12 protein-coding genes are annotated in these 17,214 nt (G+C 75.1%); 8 read left to right on the forward strand and 4 right to left on the reverse strand.

Annotated features, from left to right (window positions below):
- Positions 1 to 254: 254 nt before the first annotated feature.
- Positions 255 to 3,482, reverse strand: a complete 3,228-nt coding sequence (locus ACH4J0_RS02110; protein ID WP_396235752.1) for a bifunctional cytochrome P450/NADPH--P450 reductase — start codon at positions 3,480 to 3,482, stop codon at positions 255 to 257.
- A 165-nt stretch (positions 3,483 to 3,647) separates the two neighbouring features.
- Between ACH4J0_RS02110 and ACH4J0_RS02115 the strand changes: the two genes are divergently transcribed.
- From ACH4J0_RS02115 to ACH4J0_RS02125, 3 genes are all read left to right on the forward strand, one after another.
- Positions 3,648 to 4,325, forward strand: a complete 678-nt coding sequence (locus ACH4J0_RS02115; RefSeq protein WP_396235753.1) for a PAS domain-containing protein — start codon at positions 3,648 to 3,650, stop codon at positions 4,323 to 4,325.
- Positions 4,326 to 4,393: 68 nt separating this feature from the next.
- Positions 4,394 to 4,609 carry a hypothetical protein gene (locus tag ACH4J0_RS02120; protein ID WP_396235754.1) on the forward strand — a complete coding sequence of 72 codons (216 nt, stop codon included), beginning with the start codon at positions 4,394 to 4,396 and terminating at the stop codon, positions 4,607 to 4,609.
- 192 nt (positions 4,610 to 4,801) lie between these two features.
- Positions 4,802 to 5,305: an LURP-one-related/scramblase family protein gene (locus ACH4J0_RS02125; protein ID WP_396235755.1), complete on the forward strand. Its 504-nt coding sequence runs from the start codon at positions 4,802 to 4,804 to the stop codon at positions 5,303 to 5,305.
- Positions 5,306 to 5,312: 7 nt separating this feature from the next.
- Here ACH4J0_RS02125 and ACH4J0_RS02130 read toward each other — a convergent pair whose 3' ends face one another.
- Positions 5,313 to 6,974: a histidine decarboxylase gene (locus ACH4J0_RS02130; protein WP_396235756.1), complete on the reverse strand. Its 1,662-nt coding sequence runs from the start codon at positions 6,972 to 6,974 to the stop codon at positions 5,313 to 5,315.
- 200 nt (positions 6,975 to 7,174) lie between these two features.
- On the opposite strand from ACH4J0_RS02130, the gene ACH4J0_RS02135 reads away from it, so the two are divergent.
- From ACH4J0_RS02135 to ACH4J0_RS02150, 4 genes are all read left to right on the forward strand, one after another.
- Positions 7,175 to 7,666, forward strand: a complete 492-nt coding sequence (locus tag ACH4J0_RS02135) for an Lrp/AsnC family transcriptional regulator (protein WP_396235757.1) — start codon at positions 7,175 to 7,177, stop codon at positions 7,664 to 7,666.
- Positions 7,667 to 7,864: 198 nt separating this feature from the next.
- Positions 7,865 to 8,032 (forward strand): SflA family class IV lanthipeptide, encoded by a 168-nt coding sequence (locus ACH4J0_RS02140; protein ID WP_396235758.1) that lies wholly within the window; start codon positions 7,865 to 7,867, stop codon positions 8,030 to 8,032.
- Positions 8,033 to 8,034: 2 nt separating this feature from the next.
- Positions 8,035 to 10,578 carry a class IV lanthionine synthetase LanL gene (lanL, locus tag ACH4J0_RS02145; RefSeq protein ID WP_396235759.1) on the forward strand — a complete coding sequence of 848 codons (2,544 nt, stop codon included), beginning with the start codon at positions 8,035 to 8,037 and terminating at the stop codon, positions 10,576 to 10,578.
- 130 nt (positions 10,579 to 10,708) lie between these two features.
- Positions 10,709 to 11,176: a hypothetical protein gene (locus tag ACH4J0_RS02150; protein WP_396235760.1), complete on the forward strand. Its 468-nt coding sequence runs from the start codon at positions 10,709 to 10,711 to the stop codon at positions 11,174 to 11,176.
- Positions 11,177 to 11,228: 52 nt separating this feature from the next.
- On the opposite strand, the gene ACH4J0_RS02155 is transcribed toward ACH4J0_RS02150, so the two are convergent.
- Both ACH4J0_RS02155 and ACH4J0_RS02160 read right to left on the reverse strand, forming a co-directional pair.
- Positions 11,229 to 15,731 (reverse strand): HAD-IC family P-type ATPase, encoded by a 4,503-nt coding sequence (locus ACH4J0_RS02155; protein ID WP_396235761.1) that lies wholly within the window; start codon positions 15,729 to 15,731, stop codon positions 11,229 to 11,231.
- Between the two features lie 3 nt (positions 15,732 to 15,734).
- On the reverse strand, positions 15,735 to 16,343 hold the full coding sequence (locus tag ACH4J0_RS02160; RefSeq protein ID WP_396235762.1) for a hypothetical protein: 609 nt from the start codon (positions 16,341 to 16,343) through the stop codon (positions 15,735 to 15,737).
- A 244-nt stretch (positions 16,344 to 16,587) separates the two neighbouring features.
- On the opposite strand from ACH4J0_RS02160, the gene ACH4J0_RS02165 reads away from it, so the two are divergent.
- Positions 16,588 to 17,019, forward strand: a complete 432-nt coding sequence (locus ACH4J0_RS02165) for a CBS domain-containing protein (RefSeq protein ID WP_396235763.1) — start codon at positions 16,588 to 16,590, stop codon at positions 17,017 to 17,019.
- Positions 17,020 to 17,214 lie beyond the last annotated feature (195 nt).

Below are 17,214 nucleotides of genomic sequence, written 5' to 3' on the forward strand. Positions count from 1 at the left end.
GTCATCCGAACCTCGCCGCCCCACCGACACCGGGTCAGGACGCTCGTCCCGAATAGGCACCGAGGGCGGCACGGCCTTCTACCAACCGGTGAAGCCGGCGCTCAACAGGTACGACGTCACCATCCACTGACGCGCCGACCGCCCGCCCGCTGCCCCGGTCGAGCAGCGGGCGGGCGGCCGTTCTCCAGTCGCCACACCTCAGCGGCCGCACCTCAACGGCCGCACTTCGGTGGCCGCGCTTCGGTGGACGGCCCTCAGCCCGCGTACACGTCCTCGACGTAGCGGCCGGCCTCGATCAGTCCCTGCAGCCAGTCCTGGGCCCGCTGCTCGTCAGCCCCCGGCGTGCGCTCCCGGTAGAGCGCCCGGAAGGCCTCCCGCACGCCGGGCGCCATCCGGGCACCGTCGCCGCACACGTACACCTCGGCCCCGGCCTCCAGCAGCGCCCAGACCTCCGAGGCCTCGGCCGCGATCCGGTCCTGGACGAACCGCCGCCCGTCCTGGGGCCGCTCGCTGAAGGCGGGCCGCATCGAGACGGCGCCGGCCCGCTCGGCCTCCTCCAGCTCGGCCCGGTGCAGGTAGTCCGCCTCCGGGGCGTCGCAGCCGAAGTACAACAGCGCAGGAGCGAGCCCCTCACCCTCGGTGGTCGGGGCGAGCAGCGCCCGGCGGTCGGCGACGGCACCGCGGAAGGGCGCCAGGCCGGTCCCCGCCGCGATCATGATCACCGGGGTGCGGTGGCCGATCCGGAACGCCTCCCGGCAGGGCTGGACCCGGGCCAGCACGGTGTCGCCGACGCCCACCCGGGCGAGGTAGCCGGAGCCGGTGCCCCGGAAGGTGCCCCGGCCCGAACGGGCCGGGGCGCTGAGCACGGAGACCATCAGGTCGACCTCCCGTACGCCCCCGGCCGGGAGCGCGGCGCCGGCCGGCGAGGAGGAGATCGAGTAGTGCCGGGGCCGGATCGGCGGCAGCAGTTCCAGCAGCACCGGCCAGCTGAGCGACTCCCGCAGGGCCGGGTGGTCCTCGACCAGGTCGAACAGGGTGCGCGGGTCGTCCGCGGGCAGCGCCCGCAGCGCGGCCTGCTCGGGCGGGCAGGGGTTGAGCGCAGCCAGCGCGGCGCGCTGCTCGGCGGTGGGGCGGTCCTGCAACTCGACGTGGTGGGTGAGCAGTTCCCGTACGGTCAGCGGGCGGTCGACGGCGAGGCCGGTGCGGCGGTGGGCGACGATGCTGAGCACCGTGTCGAGGTCCGCGCCGAGCAGCTTGGCGGCTCGCTCGACCAGGGCCGGGTCGTTGGCCGGGAGCACGGTCAGGTGGTCGGCGGTCCGGTAGTCGGCGCCCGCGGGCAGCGCGAGGCGGACGAGCCGCTTCACCCGGTGGTAGTCGGGATCGGTCAGGCTGCCGACGGCGGTGACGGTCAGCTCGCTCATGCCGTGCCGGGCGGCGAGCGCGTGCAGCGGTCCGCCGGTCAGCTCGGTCACGGTGTACCCGGCCTCCTCCCGCTGGACGGCCGCGGCCTCGGCGTCGCCGTAGCGCGCCAGCAGGAGGTCGCCGAGGGCCTCGGTGAACTCCCGTACCGTGCCGGCCAGATCGCCGGAGGCGTCGGCCTCGGCGCGGGCGAGCAGCCGGGTACCGCCGAGGGCGGCGAGCCGGTCGTCGACCAGGGTGGGGATGCGCTGGTAGGTGGCGGCGTAGGTGCGGTCGCCGATGCCGAGCACCGCGTACTCGACCCCGTCGGCCGCGCCGTCCGGGGCCTCGGCCAGGCGGCGGAAGAACTCGGCCGCGTCGTCGGTCGGTTGGCCGTTGTACGAGGCGGCGGTGATCACCACCGGGCGGTCGGTGGGCAGGCCGTCGGCGTACGCGTCCAGCGGGGCGGTCTCGGTGCCGCAGCCCAGTTCGGCTGCGGCTTCGGCGAGTTGGCGGCTGAAGTCGCGGCAGGCTCCGTAGTTGGAGCCGTGCAGGAGCAGCAGGCCGGTGCCCTGGCGGACCCGGCCGGGGCGCTCCGAGCGCTCGGCCGCGCCCTCGGCCCGCACCGGCCGGACCGACTGGGCCGGCAGGACGGGCCGGGCCAGCGGTGCGGGGGTGCGCGGGGCGAGGGCGAGGGTGAACCCGTCGGGCTTGATGGTGAGCGTCTGCTTGAGGGTCAGCCGGTAGTCGGCGTGGTCGATCAGCCGGTAGCGGTGGACCAGCATGCCCAGCAGCATGGTCGCCTCGTGCAGCGCGAACTGCCGCCCGATGCAAGCGCGTTCGCCGGTGCCGAAGGGCTTGAAGGCGTGCGGCGAGCGGGCCGCCTCGCACTCGGGGTCGAACCGGGAGGAGTCGAACAGCTCCGGGTTGTCGCCCCAGGCCGGGTCGCGGTGCAGCATCGGGGTCAGGACGAAGATCGGCGTGCCCGGACGGACCGGGATCCGGCCGCCGAGCAGGGTCTCCGCGCGCGCCTCCCGGCTGAACTGCGGTGCCGTCGGCCACAGCCGCAGCGCCTCGTTGAGCACCTGGCGGGTGTGGCGCAGCCGACCGACGTCCTCGTACGAGGGCTCCGGGTCGGCCTGGTCGCCCCAGAGCGCATCCACCTCCTCCTGGACCCGGCGGAGTTCGGAGGGGTGCTTGGCCAGGTAGTGCAGCGCGAAGGACAGCGCGCCCGAGGTGGTCTCGTGGCCGGCGATCAGGAAGGTGATCACCTGGTTGCGGATGTTCTCGATGTCCAGCCGGGTGCCGTCGACCGGGTGCACCGCGCCGAGCATCAGGCCGAGCAGGTCCTCGGCCGGTCCGGCCTCGGCGCCGTTCTCCGCCCGGGCGGCGATCACCTCGTCCACCACGCCGGCCAGGTAGTCGGCGTCCCGGCGGAAGGCGGCGTCGCGCTCGCTGTGGTCGACTTCCGGGTTGCGGGTCAGCCGGGTCATCGCCCAGTCCAGGCAGCGCACCATCGCCTCGACGAAGGGGTGGGGCTCGTCCCGCTCGAAGGAGCCGAAGTCGAAGCCGAATCCGGCCAGTCCGATGGTGTCCAGGGTCATCCGGGTCATGTCGCCGGGCACGTCCACCGTCAGCCCGGCGGCCGCGCGGCGGTCCCAGGCCTCGATCACCCGGCGGGCCACCTTCAGCATCACCGGGTGGTAGGTGCGCATCGAGCCGAGCGCGAAGGCGGGCATCAGGATGTCGTGCGCCCTGGCCCAGTTCGGCTCGTCGTTGTAGGCGGTGAACAGGCCGTCCCCGGTGAACTCGCGGACGTTCTCCAGCGCCGGGCCGACCGCCTTGGTGAAGCGCTCCTCGTCGGCCAGTTCCTCGACCAGCTCCAGGCTGCTGACCACCAGGATCTCCCGGCCGTGCAGGCGCTGGACGAAGACCGGGCCGTGCTCTCTGGCCAGCTCCATGGTCCGCAGCACCGGAACGCTGACCGGCGGCAGCGCGGAGATGTCCACCGCGGGGACGGTCGGGCCCTCGGTGGCGGTCCTGGTGCTGGCCCCGGCTACGGCTTCGGTCGTGGTGTCGGTCATCGGTGGGTCCCTCCCACGGCGGAAAACTTCTCGGTTCCTCCACTCTGGGCCCCCCGGACCGCCGCCCGACAGTGATCACTACATGATTGTGTAGTACTCGCACCGTCCGGAGACTTGTCTACGCCCCATCAGTTTTGGCCCGGTGCGGCAGGAGGAGAACGACGCATGCGACCGATCGAGGGCCGCCCCGCACCCGTGACCAGGCAGGACCCGGCGGTGATCTGGCGCAACCGTGTCCTGCGGCTCATGGACCACGTGCCCCTGCCCATCGCCGTCTGCGAGTACGGCGGGCGGATCCTGATCGTCAACCGCGCGATGGCCGCCGAGTTCGGCCGGCTGCCGGGGCAGTTGCGCCACCAGCGGATCCTGGAGTTCTTCACCCTCCATGACCGCGCCACCCTCCAGGCGCTCACCGAGGCCGTCCGCCTGCACCGCCGCTCGCAGTACCCGGCCCGGGTCTCCTGGACGCCCGCCGACGGCCGCGAGCGGCAGGGCGAGATGACCGTCGAGCTGATCAGCGACTCCCCGGAGGAGACCCCGAACCTGCTGATCTCACTGCGTACCCTCGCCGAGCCCGCCGCCCCGCCCGTCCCGCCGTCACCCGGCCCGGGCGCCGAGGTCAGCCCGATCGAGGCCCGCATCCTCACCGCGGCCGCCCGTGGCGCCACCACCGCCCGGATCGCCAAGGAGGTCGGCCTCACCACGGACGGCGTCAACTACCACCTCACCCGTCTCTCCCGCCGCTGGCAGCTGCCCAACCGCACCGCCCTGGTCGCCCGCGCCTACGCCCTCGGCGTCCTCGCCGCCGGCACCTGGCCCCCGGAGGCCGTCGGCCCGCGCTGACGCTCCGTTGCCCGCGAACGGACGCGTCCGGCTCGCCACCGTCCCGGACACGTGCTGTCGTAAGGCACATGATCATTTCATCGCTGGCCCGTCTGGCCGTCCCCTTCGCCATCACCGCCGTGCTCGTCCTCGCCGGCTCCGCCCCGGCCCGGGCCCTGCCGAGCGACGTCACCACCGAGCAGTGCCAGGAGAACGGCGGCACCGTCCAGGGTGGCGGCTACTGCGTCGGCGCCACCGGCGAGGACGAGTGGGGGGCCGACATCGACGGGCAGGGCATCGCCTAGGACCCCCGGGGCTCCCCGGGAAGGCGCCCCGAGGAGACCCACGGAAGACGGCCCGGTGTCACCGCCGGGCCGTCGGAATGTCGCGGACCGGTAAAAGCACCGCCCCCCGCCCCTCCCCCGCGCTGACCAGCCGCTACGCTCTGGGCCGCGCCGCGCCACGGGGGCCGGCGGGTCCACCACGGGGGAACCACTGTGCGTTACCTGGTCCGCGACCGCATGTTCGCCTTCCACGAGGAGGCCTGGATCGAGACCGAGCAGCGGGAGAAGCTCTACCGCGTGAACCGGAAGTTCTTCCGGCTGCGCCGCACCTTCGCCCTGGTCGACACCCGCGGCGAGCATGTCGCGAGCATCGTCCGCATGGCCTTCACGTTCCACCACACCCTGCTGATCAAGCAGGAGGGGCAGCCGACCGCGAAGGTCAGCAAGAAGCTGTTCAAGCTCTTCGGCGACCGCTTCAAGGTCCGCCTCGGCGACGGCCGCAAGCTGAGGATCAACGGCAACCTGTGGGACCGCGAGTTCGACATCCGCCACGAGGGCACCACCCTGGCGCACGTGTCCCGCCGCTGGTTCACCGTCCGCGACACCTACGCCGTGGACGTGATGAGCCAGCAGGACGCCCTGGTCCTGGTCATCCTCGCGGTCTGCGTCGACCACGTGCTCCAGGACGCCGAGGGCGACCAGCTGACCAACCTCTGACCCGCCCCTAGGAAGCGCCCAGGATCGCCGGGTCCTCGGCGAGGTCGGCCAGCAGGGCGTCCAGCTTGGCCCGGTCGACCGAGGGCATCACGAAGACGTGCACGTAGCTGCGCCGGGTGGCCTCGTCGCCGGGCACCATCAGCACGTCCTGGGAGGACAGCGACCACTTGGCGACCAGCTCCGGGCTCGGCTTGCGGAACCGTACGGTGACGGCGCCCGGGGTCCGGGCCGGCCAGAGCTCGACGCCGAGTTCGCGCTCCATGGCGGTCAGCCGCCGCTCCAGGTAGGCGGCGAGCTCCTGGGCCTCGCGGATCCGCTCCACCTGGTCCCGGTAGGAGTACCGGGACAGGTGGTCCCAGAGGATCAGCGGGGAGAAGCCGTTGCGCGAGCCGGCGAAGGTGGTGTCCGGGGCTCCGATGTAGTCCGGCTGGGACGGCGGGGAGATCTGGTACTTCACCTTGGTCATGTAGATGCCGCACGGCCACGGCGCGCCGGCCCACTTGTGGCCGCTCATCGCGATCGAGGAGACCATGTCGACCTCGCCGTGGCCGGCGGTGGGCAGCCGCAGGCCGAAGTCGAACTCGGGCAGCTCCGCCTCGGGTGTCCAGCCGTACGCGTCGGGGTCCTGGGCGGCCAGCCGCAGGAACGGGGCGTAGCCGGCGCCGAGTGCGCCGTCCACGTGGATCCAGAAGCCGCGGCGCACGTCCACCAGCGGGCGGCCGGTCTGCGGGCAGCTGCCGTAGACCACCTCGCGCCGCACCAGCCCGTGCCGCTCGAAGATCGGCAGGAGGCGCTCGCAGACCGCGCGGACGTCGTCGTGGGCGCCCTTGAAGGTGCTGCCGAGGTTGAGGTTGACGAAGACCGGGTGGCCCTTGGCGGCGAAGAACTCGACCAGCACGGCGAGGGCGTCGACGTCTATCTCGCCGGGGCCGTCCCAGGACAGGCCGGACGGGCCCGGGCGGGAGGGCACCTCGGTGGGCCAGGTGCGCAGGCCGGTCACCGGGTCGACCAGCGGGCACTCGTCGGCGTACTTCTCCAGGCCGACGGCGTGGAAGGTCTCCACGCCGAGGACGGCGACGGCCTTGGCGAAGGAGTAGTGGGTGTCCTCGGAGTAGAAGGCCACCGGGTGGTGGGCGTTCGGGTTCCGCCGGTCGGGGTCGGCCTTGACGTAGCGCACCCCGTCGAAGGGCGCGGCCGGCGGCTGGATCAGCGCCTTGCCGCTCAGGTAGTCCCGGGCGTTCCAGAGGGCGTACATGTTGCCCTCGGTCGAGCCCATGGACAGCATGTAGCCCCAGTACGACTCCGGGTCGGCCGGGTCGTGCGGGCGCTCGGCGTGCCAGAGCCTGGCGTAGTAGTCGAGCACGGCCCGCTCGACGACCTTGGTGTTGGGCTTGTAGCCGCCGCTCTGGAACGGGTCGCCGAGGTTGTTGATGTTGTTCGGCATGAACCGGGCGAGGTCCAGCGCGGTGCCCTGCATGTCCTGGGTGGCCTGGTAGCCGACCAGGTGCTTGCGCTTGCGGGTCAGGTACTCGTCCACGGCGTCGAGGGCGCGCAGCCGCCGGTCGTCGTCCAGGCCGCCCTCGGGGAGGGTGAAGTCACCGCCGTCCAGCTCCGGACCGGGGTCGACGGCGGTCGCGGTCTCGGTGAGGGTGAAGGCGGTCGGGCTCATGGGCGGGGCGCTCCGGGGTGCTGAGGGGTGCTGAGGGAGACGACGGTTCTCGTCGACGTCGACGTCGACGAGAACCGTCGGTGAGGACCGTCGGTAAGGATGGAACTTTCGGGCGCTCCGGGGAAGCCTCTCCGAAGAACATTCGGTCGAGACCCCACCAGGTTTGCGGATCTGCGGAACGGGCTGGAATCCTGGCAGGCATGCCGAACAATCCGCAGGCCCGGCGGGCGCCGCTCGACGACGTGGACCGGGCGATCGTCCGCGCCCTGGCCGACAACGCCCGCCTCCCGAACAACGCCCTCGCGGCCGCCGTCGGCATCGCCCCCTCCACCTGCCTGGCCCGCGTCCGGGCGCTCCAGGAGCGCGGCATCATCCGCGGTTTCCGGGCCGAACTCGACCCGGCCGCGATCGGGCTGCCGCTCCAGGCGATGATCTCGGTACGGCTGCGCGCCCACACCCGCGAGCAGAACGAGAGCTTCCGCAGCACCGCCCCCGACCTGCCCGGCGTGCTGGCCGTCTTCCACATGGCCGGATCGGACGACTACCTGCTGCACGTCGGCGTCGCCGGCCCCGAGGCACTGCGCGACTTCGTCGTGGACCACCTCACCACCCACCCCGCGGTGGCCCAGACCCGCACCAACCTGATCTTCGAACAGATACCGGGCCGTCGTTACCTCGCCCCGGGGGGCTGAGGGCGGTCCGCGTCGGAGCCGCGCGTTTACGGTTCCTCCACGAATGTGCTCGCGAAGTGGAGTTGATGCGTCCTGACCCCTTGTCAGGCGGAACGTTCCTCCCTACCTTCGTGGTTCGGGATCCCGGCCCACTTCGTCAGTTGCAGGGCGCGCGGCCCGCACCATCGCCGGAGGCACCACGAGATCTGGAGGTTTCCCATGCCCGGAACCATGATCGAAGAGATCCGCGACGCGGGTCCGCTGCTGGTCGATGACGAGACCATCGTGTTCGAGGACGACGACCGCGCCGACCGCGAGGCCACGGCGTGCCTGGCCGACCCGTGGGTGACGGCGACCACCCGGCTCGCCTGCGACTTCAACTCCTGACGTTGACCGGTTCCGCCGCCGGCCGCCACGGGTGGTCCGATGACACCTGGTCGTACCTGAACGATCCGCGGATGCCGGCGGTGGAACACGGTTGGAAGCTGCACGTCTCGGCACGGCCCGGTGAGTTGGCCGCCGTGACCGGGCTCGTCCGGCCGGTCCTGCTGCGGTACGTCTGCCACGCCAAGTGGGCGACCGGTCCGGAGGTCCTGCGGGAGCTCAATTCCGGGGTGCGCGGCGCGGCTCTGGTCGGGAAGGCGATCACGGTGTATCCGGCGCCCGGCACGGTGGTCGCGCTCGCGGAGGAGCTGGTCGAGGTGCTACGCGGGCGCGAGGGGCCGCCGGTGGTGAGCGATCGGCGGGTCGATCCGGACGCGCCGGTCCACTACCGCTACGGGCCCTTCACCGGCGACTACCGGACCGGCCGCGGCGGGCGGCTGGAATCCGTCATGGTCGGCCCGGACGGCCGGGTCTTCGACGGACTGGCGGCCGGTTCCTACCGCTGTCCGCCGTGGGCCGAGGACCCGTTCGAGCAGCGGGCGGCCGGGACGGCGCGGGCTGCCCGGGCACGGGCCTCCCCCGGACTCGGCGGCGGACGCTACCGGGTCACCACCGGCATCGCGCGCAAGCCGCAGGGCAACGTCTACCGGGCGGTCGACCTGAGCACCGGGCTGCCGGTGGTGGTCAAGCAGGCGCGGGCCTTCGTGGCCGAGGACGAGTCCGGGGCGGACGCCCGGGACCGGCTGCGCAACGAGCGGGCGGTCCTCGCCGCGCTCGACGGCCTCCCCGGGGTGCCCCGGGCGCTCGACTCCTTCCGGCACCGCTCGGACGAGTACCTGGTGATGAGCAGCTGCGGCGACCGCGACCTGCGGCGGGAAGTGCAGGAGCACGGCCCCTACGACGCCGGCCGGCTCGCCGGGCTGGCCGCCCGGCTTCTCCGGCTCCTGGACGGCATCCACCGCCGGGACGTGGTCGTCCGCGACCTGAAGCCCGACAACGTGGCGCTCGACGCCGACGGCCGGTGCCGGCTGGTCGACTTCGGGATCAGCGCACTGGACGGCGCCGCCCCGGACGGCGCGACGCCCGGCTACAGCGAGCCGGTGCGGCGCCCGGTCGGGCAGCCGGCCGAGCCCGCCGACGACTACTACGCGCTGGGCGCGACCCTCGGCTTCGCCGCCACCGGCCTGGACCCGGTCGTCGTCGACGCCGACGCCGCCGTCAACCGGGACCGCACCCTGGCCGGGCTGGCCTGGGCGCTTCCCGGCGAGGAGAACCGGCAACTCCGCCAGCTGATAGCCGAGTTGACGAGCACCGATCCGGCCGTCCGGACCGCCGGGGCGAACCGGCTGCGCACCGGGAAACCCTCGGCGCAGTCCCGGGAGCCCGTGCGGCCGCGGGTCGACGCCGACCTGCTCGGGGAGATCATCGAGCACACCACCGCGTACTGCGCCGCCGAGGCCCGGCGGATCGCCGACCCGGTGCTCGCCGCACGCGCGGCCGTCCCGGCACCGGTCGACGTCTACGGCGGGAGCGCGGGCCTGGGCCTGGAGCTCCTCCACCACCGCCACCGGCCCGGGGTGTCCGAGGCCGTCGACGCGCTGGCTCGGTGGACGGCGGACCAGTCCCGCAGCCTGTCACCGGGCTTCTACTCGGGCCGTACCGGCGTCCAACTGTTCCTCGCCGAGGCCGGCATCGGCACGGGCGGGGCGGCTCCCAGCGGGGTCGACGCCCTGCCGACGCGGGGGCCCGACGGCGGACCGCCGGAGGCGGACCTGATCGAGGGCGTCGCCGGAATCGGCGTCGGCCGTCTGTTGCTCGCCCGGCACTCCCCGGCGGACCGTGACCGGCACCTCGCCGTCGCCGCCGAGTGCGCCCGGATGCTGGCCACCGGCCGGGCCCGGCTCTCGCCCGCCGGCGCCGACACGGTCGGCAGGGCCGCCCTGCGCGAGGGGCTGGCGCACGGCGACGCCGGGGTCGCCTACTTCCTGCTGGAGTACGGGAGTTCGACCGGCGATCCGGCCGACCTGCGCCGGGCCGAGCAGGCCTGCGCGCGGCTCGCCGCCGTCACCCCGGAGCTCCTCACCCGGGCCACCGCCCGGGGGGCCACCCGCCGCTACGGCTCCTGGTGCCGGGGACTGGCCGGGGTCGGCGCGGTGCTCGTCCGGGCCGCGGACCGGCTGGGCGAACCCGGGTACCTGGCCCTCGCCGGCCGGGCCGCCCGCACCTGCGCCGTGCTCGCGCCGCGGATGCCGCTGGTCGGCCAGTGCTGCGGGCTGGCCGGCGTCGGCGACTTCCTGGTGGACACCGCCGTCGCGTACGGCTCCTCGGTCTCCCCCGGCTCCTCCGGCGCCGAGGAGTTCTGGGACGCCGCCGGCACCGTCGCGGCCGTCATCCTCAGCCGCAGCGGCGGCTCCCCGGCCCGCCCGGTGTTTCCGGACCCGGGTCTCACCCGGCCGAGCGCCACCTGGGCCGGCGGGTCCGCCGGGGTACTCGGCTTCCTGCGGCGGCTGCACGACCGGGGTGGGCCGCGCCTCGGCCTGATCGGCTGACGGACGGGGCCAGGCCGCCCCTGGCGGCGGCCGTCGGGCAGCGGCGCTATGTTCGGGTCATGGGAAGACCCGGCGGCGTGCCGTGCGTCCCCGGTCATCGGACGCGACCCACGGAGGAAGCGAGGTAGCCATGGGCCTGCCCCTGCTCGCCGGCCATGTCCTCGTGCGCCTGACGGACGGCGCACCGGAGGTCTCGGAGGCCGTCCTCGACGCCCTGGAGGCGGCCTTCCCCACGCACACCGGCCGTGGCCGGACGCGCATCGGCAACGTGTGGGACGTACCGCCCACCCTGACCCCGGAGGGCACCTGGACGGTCGCCGAAGCCGGGCCCGAGGGCACCGAGGCGATCCCCGTACCGGGCCCGGCGGTGAGCGCCTCGCAGTCCTTCGACGTTGAGAGCGCCGCTGCGCCGCCGCCGCGACGGCCCGCCCTGACCGGCGAGGCCACGGCGGAACTGCTCGGCGCGCCCGAGCACGTCGGGACGATGCTGCGGGCGCTCGCCGCGCTCTGCCGGGTGGAGGAGCAGGGCCGGGAGGAGCAGGGCCCGCAGCTGGCGGTCCGACTGCGGCTCGGGTGCGCCGACGCCGGGGTCGGGTAGGCGCCACGACCGGGCGCGGACGCGCTCGGTCCGACCCGGTCGTTCGGGCCCGTCAGGACCTCTTGCCCCGGGCGGCCGCCACCGCCCGGGCCAGCGCCACCACCAGGAGGCGCTCGACCTGCGGGATCAGCGGTGGCGCGGCCACGGCCACGACGACCGAGGCCGCCACGCCCGCCCAGGCCACCGGGCCGAGCGGGGTGCAGCCGAAGAACCGGCTGACGCCCGGCGTCTGCACGATCACCGCGAGCGCGGCCGCGGAGCCCAGCACCGTCGCCAGCACCAGCGGGCTGCGGGCCCGCCCGGTCAGGGTCTGGGCCAGCTGGGCGCCGACCACGCCGCACAGGGCCATCGTGCTGGTGCGCCGGGCCGAGCCGGGGGTGGCGCTGCCGATGAGCCAGGCGGTCGTCGCGCCGAGGGCGGTCACCAGGCCGCGGTGCCGGATCTGCCGGGCGAGCGGGGCGTCCAGCGCGGCCGTGCCCACCCGCCGGGTGGTCTCCCCGTCCGGCGGGTCGTCCCGCGGGGTGACCGCGACGGCCATCGCCGGGAACATGTCGGTGAGCAGGTTGACCAGCAGGATCTGCCGGGTGGACATCGGGGCGCGTCCGGACAGCAGGGTGCCGAGCAGGGAGAAGCCGATCTCGCCGGCGTTGCCGCCGATCAAGATGGTGATCGCGTCCGCGACGCTGCGCCACAGCGCCCGGCCCTCGTCCACCGCGTCGGTCAGCACGGTCAGTTCGTCGTCGGTGATCACCAGGTCGGCCGCGTTGCGGGCGGCCGCCGAGCCGCGGGCGGCGATCCCGATCCCGATGTCGGCGGTGCGGATGGCGGCGGCGTCGTTGGCGCCGTCCCCGACCATCGCCACCACCCGTCCCGATTCCCGAAGTGCCTCGACCACCAGCACCTTCTGCTCGGGGGCGACCCGGGCGACCACGTCGCAGTCGCCGAGCACTCGGACGCGGCCGGTGCGGTCGAGGCCGGCCAGCTCGTCGCCGGTGGCCAGGGGCAGGTCCTCGGGCCAGCCGAGGGCGAGGGCGACCGCGCGGGCCGTGGCCGGGTGGTCGCCGGTGAGCATGACGGGCCGCACGCCGGTCCGGCGCAGACCCTCGATGAGCGCCGCGGATCCGGGGCGCGGGGTGTCGGCCAGCGCGACGAAGCCCGCCAGCTCCAGGCCCTCCAACGGCCGGTCGAGCGCCTCCTCGTCACCGTCGGCGAGCGGTCGCAGCGCGACGGCGAGGACTCGCAGGCCGTCCGCGCCCAGGGCCGCCACGGTCGCGTCCCCGTCCTCCCCGGCGCCACCGCAGGCCGGCAGCACGGCTTCGGGCGCGCCCTTCACCACCAGCAGGGCCCGGCCGTCCTCCTCCGTCCCGGTGGCGGCGGCGTAGCCGCGGCTGGCCTCGAAGGGCAGCGTCTGGGCGGGGGTCCAGCCGAAGTCGTCCGGCGCGGCGGCGAGCACCGCCTCGTCGGTGGAGTGGGCGTGCACGGTCCTGCCGTCGTCGGCCGGCGGGCAGGCGCGGGCCGCCGTCCGCAGGACGGTGACGGCCGCGGGATCGTCGGCCGGGTAGCGGGCGCCGTCGGCCATGGCGACGCGGGTCACCCGCAGCCGGTTCTCGGTCAGGGTGCCGGTCTTGTCGAAGCAGACGGTGTCCATCCGGCCGAGCGCCTCCAGGGCGCGCGGGGTGCGGACCAGCACGCCCTGGCTGCTGAGCCTGCGGGCGGCGGCCAGCTGGGCGACCGTGGCCACCAGCGGCAGGCCCTCCGGCACGGCGGCCACCGCGACGGCCAGCCCGCCCCGGACGGCCTCGCGCACCGGGTGCCCGCGCAGTACCGCCAGACCCGCGACGGCGGCCCCGCCGAGCAGGGTGAACGGCAGGCTGCGGTCGGTCAGTTCGCGCAGCCGGGCCTGGACTCCCCCGGCGGGTGGGGTGCGGGCGGCGAGGTGCGCGGCCCGTCCGGCCTCGGTGTCCTCCCCGGTGCCGACGACGGCGGCCCGGGCGTGCCCGGCCACCACGGTGGTGCCCTCGAAGACCATGCAGCGGCGGTCGGCGACCGTCGCCTCGGGGGTGGCGGCCAGCTGCTTCGTGACCGGGAGGGACTCACCGGTCAGCGCGGACTCGTCCACTTCGAGCTCGTCCAGTTCGATCAGCCGGGCGTCGGCGGGCACCACCTCGCCGGTGCTCAGCTCGATCACCTGACCGGGCCTCAGCTGGGCGGCGCCGATCCTCCGGGTCCGCTCGCCGTCGACCACGGTGGCCTGCTGGTGCTGCGTCACTTCGAGTGCCGACAGCGCACGTTCGGACCGCAGCCGCTGGAAGGCACCGATCAGCGCGTTCATCGTCAGGGCTCCGGCGACCAACGCCGCGTCCACGGTCGATCCCAGCAGGGCGGAGGCGGTCGCCCCGACGAGCAGGACCGGCGTCAGGGGATCGTCGAGTTCCGCACGCACCGCGCCGACCAGCCGGCCCGCCCGGCGCAGCGACGGGTAGGCGGTGAACAGTTGCCGGACCCACGGCCCGTCGGGACGCGCCGGGCGGCGGACGGCCTTGAGCCGGGCCACAGCCTCCTTGGGCGCGAGCGCGTGCCAGGGGACGCGCGGCGGCGGATGGGGCGCGCTGCGGATGCCGACCCGCAGGGCGGCCCGCCAGGCCGAGACCAGGGCCGCGACGGTCGCCACGTTCACGGGCGAGAGCCGGGCGGCGACCGGCAGGGTGCTATGCGGCCGCCGGCCCCGGGTGACGACCAGGAGGCCGGACAGGGCGGCGCTCGCCTCGGCGAGGATCTTGGAGTGGCGGGCGACGGTGCGGGCGGCGGGGATCGCGGTCAGCAGCCGCCAGACGGGGTCGAGCCCGTTCAGCAGCAGGAGGTCGGCGCCCCACACCACCGCGCTGTCCGCGTCGGTGACCGCGACCGCGAGGTCGCCGCGCAGCAGTCCGCCGAGCAGTTCGCGGGCACAGTCCGTCAACTCGGCGCCCTCACCCGCCGGAACGCGGGCGACGGTGAGCACCACCCGTCCCGCGCGCTGGAGTTCGCGCACCTGGTCGGCCAACGAGCGCTCCGCGCCGAGGAGTCGGTCCGCCAGCGTACCGAAGTCGCCGAGCGTTCCGTCATCGGCCACCACGACGTGCAGTCCGGCACGGCGGGCGGCGTCCAGCGCGGCCTCGGCGACCGGGGCGATCTCGCGTCCGACCAGGACCGTGCCGACGTCCACGCCCCCGGCGGCCGCGACCAGCAGGCCCGTCCCGGCGTCCGGCTGCTCGGACTGGTCCGGCACCGGCCGCAGCCGGAGTTCCGCCTCGGGCCGCTCCAGGGCCGCGACGGCGGCCTGCCAGAGCCGGTCGTGGTCCCAGTCGGGCACGGTGGGGTGGACCTCCAGGACCGTCCTGCCCGTGCCGCGCAGCGAGTCGGGGTGCAGTACCACGGTGTCCACCAGCTCCAGCCGGCGCAGCCGCTCCAGGCTGCGGACCAGGACACCCTCGCGGGCGAGAGCGGTGCCCAGCGCGCTGGTGAACGCGGCCGGGCCGTAGCGCGCGGCCTTCGGGTTGCCCGCCACCAGGCCCTCGGCGGCCTCCGCCACGTTGCGGGTGAACAGCAGCGCCGCGGCCGTGCCGAGCAGGGTGCTGCCGACCGCCTGGTCCGCGAACTCCTCGCCCGGCAGCGGCCGCAGCGCGGGCCGGGCGGTTCCCGCGGCCGCCACGCTCAGCCGCCCCTGCGCACAGACCGTGTCGTGCGCGGCGTCGAAGGCGGCGGCGCCCGCGATCGTCTCCATCAGCCGGCCCGTCCGCAGCAGCGCGTCCAGGGCCAGCGCGGTGGGCGACTGTCCGACGCCGTACGCCGCGGCGCCCACCGCCGCCATCACCAGGTCGGAGCCGGTGTCACCGAACCGGCGGCGCAGCAGTGCGCGGACGTCCGGGTCCTCGCGGACCAGGGAGACCAGCGCGGTGGCCAGCCGGGGCCCGGTGCCCAGCGGGACCGCGTGCGCCGCCACGGCCGTGGCGAGGCCCACTCCGTCGCAGCCCAGGGCGATCGCCTGCTCGCGGATGCTGCCGGACCGTCCGGGGTGCACGGATTCCAGGACGTCCTGGTCCACCCGCTCCAGTCGCTGTCCGGCGGCGAGTTCGGTGGCCCGCTCCACCACGCGGTCGGTGGCCGCGTCCTGGGTCAGCTGCACCACCAGCCGGGCGAGGCCGCCGTCCCAGTAGGCGGCGATCACGTCCGGCCTCGCGGCCAGTCCGAGCGCCACCTTCCGGGCCGCCGCCTCGACGTTGTGCGCCGTACCGGCGGCCCGGGGGCGCAGCGGCAGCTGGATCCGCGAGCCCGCGTGCCAGTAGCCCGTACCCGCCTCGGCCGCGCTCCGGGCGACCCGGCCCACCCGGGTCGCCGTCCCGGTGGCCGACGTGGCGGTGCGGACGGTGGTGCGGGCTCCGACGCGCCCGGCCTCGACGGCCACCCGGGCGGCGGCGCGGGCTGTGGGCACGGCGGAGCGCGCGAGGACCACCGGCACGGCCACGGTCAGCCCGAGGCCCATCGCCGGTAGTCGGGCCAGTCTGCGTAGCACCACGGCTCAGCCCCGATCGGCCGCGTCAGCCGGCTTCCGCCGGGACGACCCGGCGGACCCGGCGGACGTACCGGGTCGGCTCGGCGCCTTGGCGCCCGGCCGCGAGGCCTTCGACATGGGCACCGCGGCCGGCGTGCTGCCCGCCGACGGGGCCTTCGGTTTGCTCGGCTCCACCGTCCTGTCCGGTTCGGCGGATTCTGCCGGTACAGCCGGTACAGCCGGTTCGGTCGGTTCGGTCGGTTCGGTCGGTCCGGTCGGACCGGTCGGACCGGTTTTCCCTGCGGGCCCACCCGCCCGGGCAGGCGAGGGGGCGGCCCCGGCAGCGCCCACGGGCCGCGCCTGGGTCAGCCAGACGGCGGCGGCGCCGGCCGCGGCCACCGGCCACTCGACCGCGCCCAGCGCTCCGAGCAGCCCGGCGCCGGTGTAGGCGGCGATCCGGCGGGCCCGGGGCGACACGAGGCCGACGGTGTCCAGCACGCCGTCGACCATCCCGCTGACGGTCCCGACGCCCGGCACGCGCCGCACGGCGAAGGCGACCGACTCCACCGGGCGCAGCAGCAGGGCCGTGCCCGTCGACGGGGCTGACGAAGTGGATTCCTGGTCGTGGTCGTTCATGGCCGTTTCCGATCGCTGCTCTCCGACTCGCGGGCCTGCCGCCGTACGCGCGCACCGACCCGCCGGTCCGCGTGTCCCACCCCTGCGTATGCCCGGCGGCGGCGGGTCAAACAAGTGGGATTCCGGGCTCGCCGAAGCTGGTCCCGCCGGCCCGTACCGCTGGTTTCCCCGGTCCGCCGCCGGGCAGACGCGCCGTCGCGGGGGCCCCGGCGGGGCTGTGTACCCGATCGTCCTGGAGGACGCGATGACCCGGAAGATCAAGGAGATCACGACGGCCGCCCCGATCACCGTCCCACGGCTGGCCTCGGTGCGCGACGCCGCCCGCTGGATGCGCGCCACCGCCGTCGGGGACGTCCTGGTCTCGGACGACGTGTCGGGCGACGGCCGGCTGTGCGGTCTGGTCACCGACCGGGACCTGGTGGTCCGGGTGCTCGCCGCCGGCAGGGACCCGGACGGTACGAACGTCGGCGACGGGTGCAGCTCAGAACTGGCCTCCGTCGCCCCGGACGACGACGTCGAGCGGGCCGTCGAGCTGATGCGCCGGCACGCCCTGCGCCGCCTGCCGGTGCTCGACGACGGACGGGCAGTGGGTGTGGTCTCGATCGGCGACCTCGCGAGGGAGCGGGACCCCGACTCGGCGCTCGCCGGCATCAGCGCCGCCGACCCCAACCACTGACCTCGGGACCCGAACGAGGGACCGCGCCCGCGGGCCGAGGACCGTCATCGCCCGCACCGCCACCGGGACGAGGAGTACCGGCTCCCCACCGCCTGTCGCCGCGCCGGTGCCGGGCCGTCCCGGCGGGCAGGACCACCGTCCTCGCCGCACGAACCACGCGGAGCGCGGCGTGACCCGGCGGGACCGCGGCGCGCG

Source organism: Kitasatospora sp. NPDC017646 (assembly GCF_044329365.1).
Taxonomy (GTDB): Bacteria; Actinomycetota; Actinomycetes; order Streptomycetales; family Streptomycetaceae; genus Kitasatospora.

Coding starts and splice junctions, on each gene's coding strand:
- ACH4J0_RS02110 (WP_396235752.1), bottom strand. CDS start 3,482: ATGACCGACACCACGACCGAAGCCGTAGCCGGGGCCAGCACCAGGACC.
- ACH4J0_RS02115 (WP_396235753.1), top strand. CDS start 3,648: ATGCGACCGATCGAGGGCCGCCCCGCACCCGTGACCAGGCAGGACCCG.
- ACH4J0_RS02120 (WP_396235754.1), top strand. CDS start 4,394: ATGATCATTTCATCGCTGGCCCGTCTGGCCGTCCCCTTCGCCATCACC.
- ACH4J0_RS02130 (WP_396235756.1), bottom strand. CDS start 6,974: ATGAGCCCGACCGCCTTCACCCTCACCGAGACCGCGACCGCCGTCGAC.
- ACH4J0_RS02135 (WP_396235757.1), top strand. CDS start 7,175: ATGCCGAACAATCCGCAGGCCCGGCGGGCGCCGCTCGACGACGTGGAC.
- ACH4J0_RS02140 (WP_396235758.1), top strand. CDS start 7,865: ATGCCCGGAACCATGATCGAAGAGATCCGCGACGCGGGTCCGCTGCTG.
- ACH4J0_RS02150 (WP_396235760.1), top strand. CDS start 10,709: ATGGGCCTGCCCCTGCTCGCCGGCCATGTCCTCGTGCGCCTGACGGAC.
- ACH4J0_RS02160 (WP_396235762.1), bottom strand. CDS start 16,343: ATGAACGACCACGACCAGGAATCCACTTCGTCAGCCCCGTCGACGGGC.
- ACH4J0_RS02165 (WP_396235763.1), top strand. CDS start 16,588: ATGACCCGGAAGATCAAGGAGATCACGACGGCCGCCCCGATCACCGTC.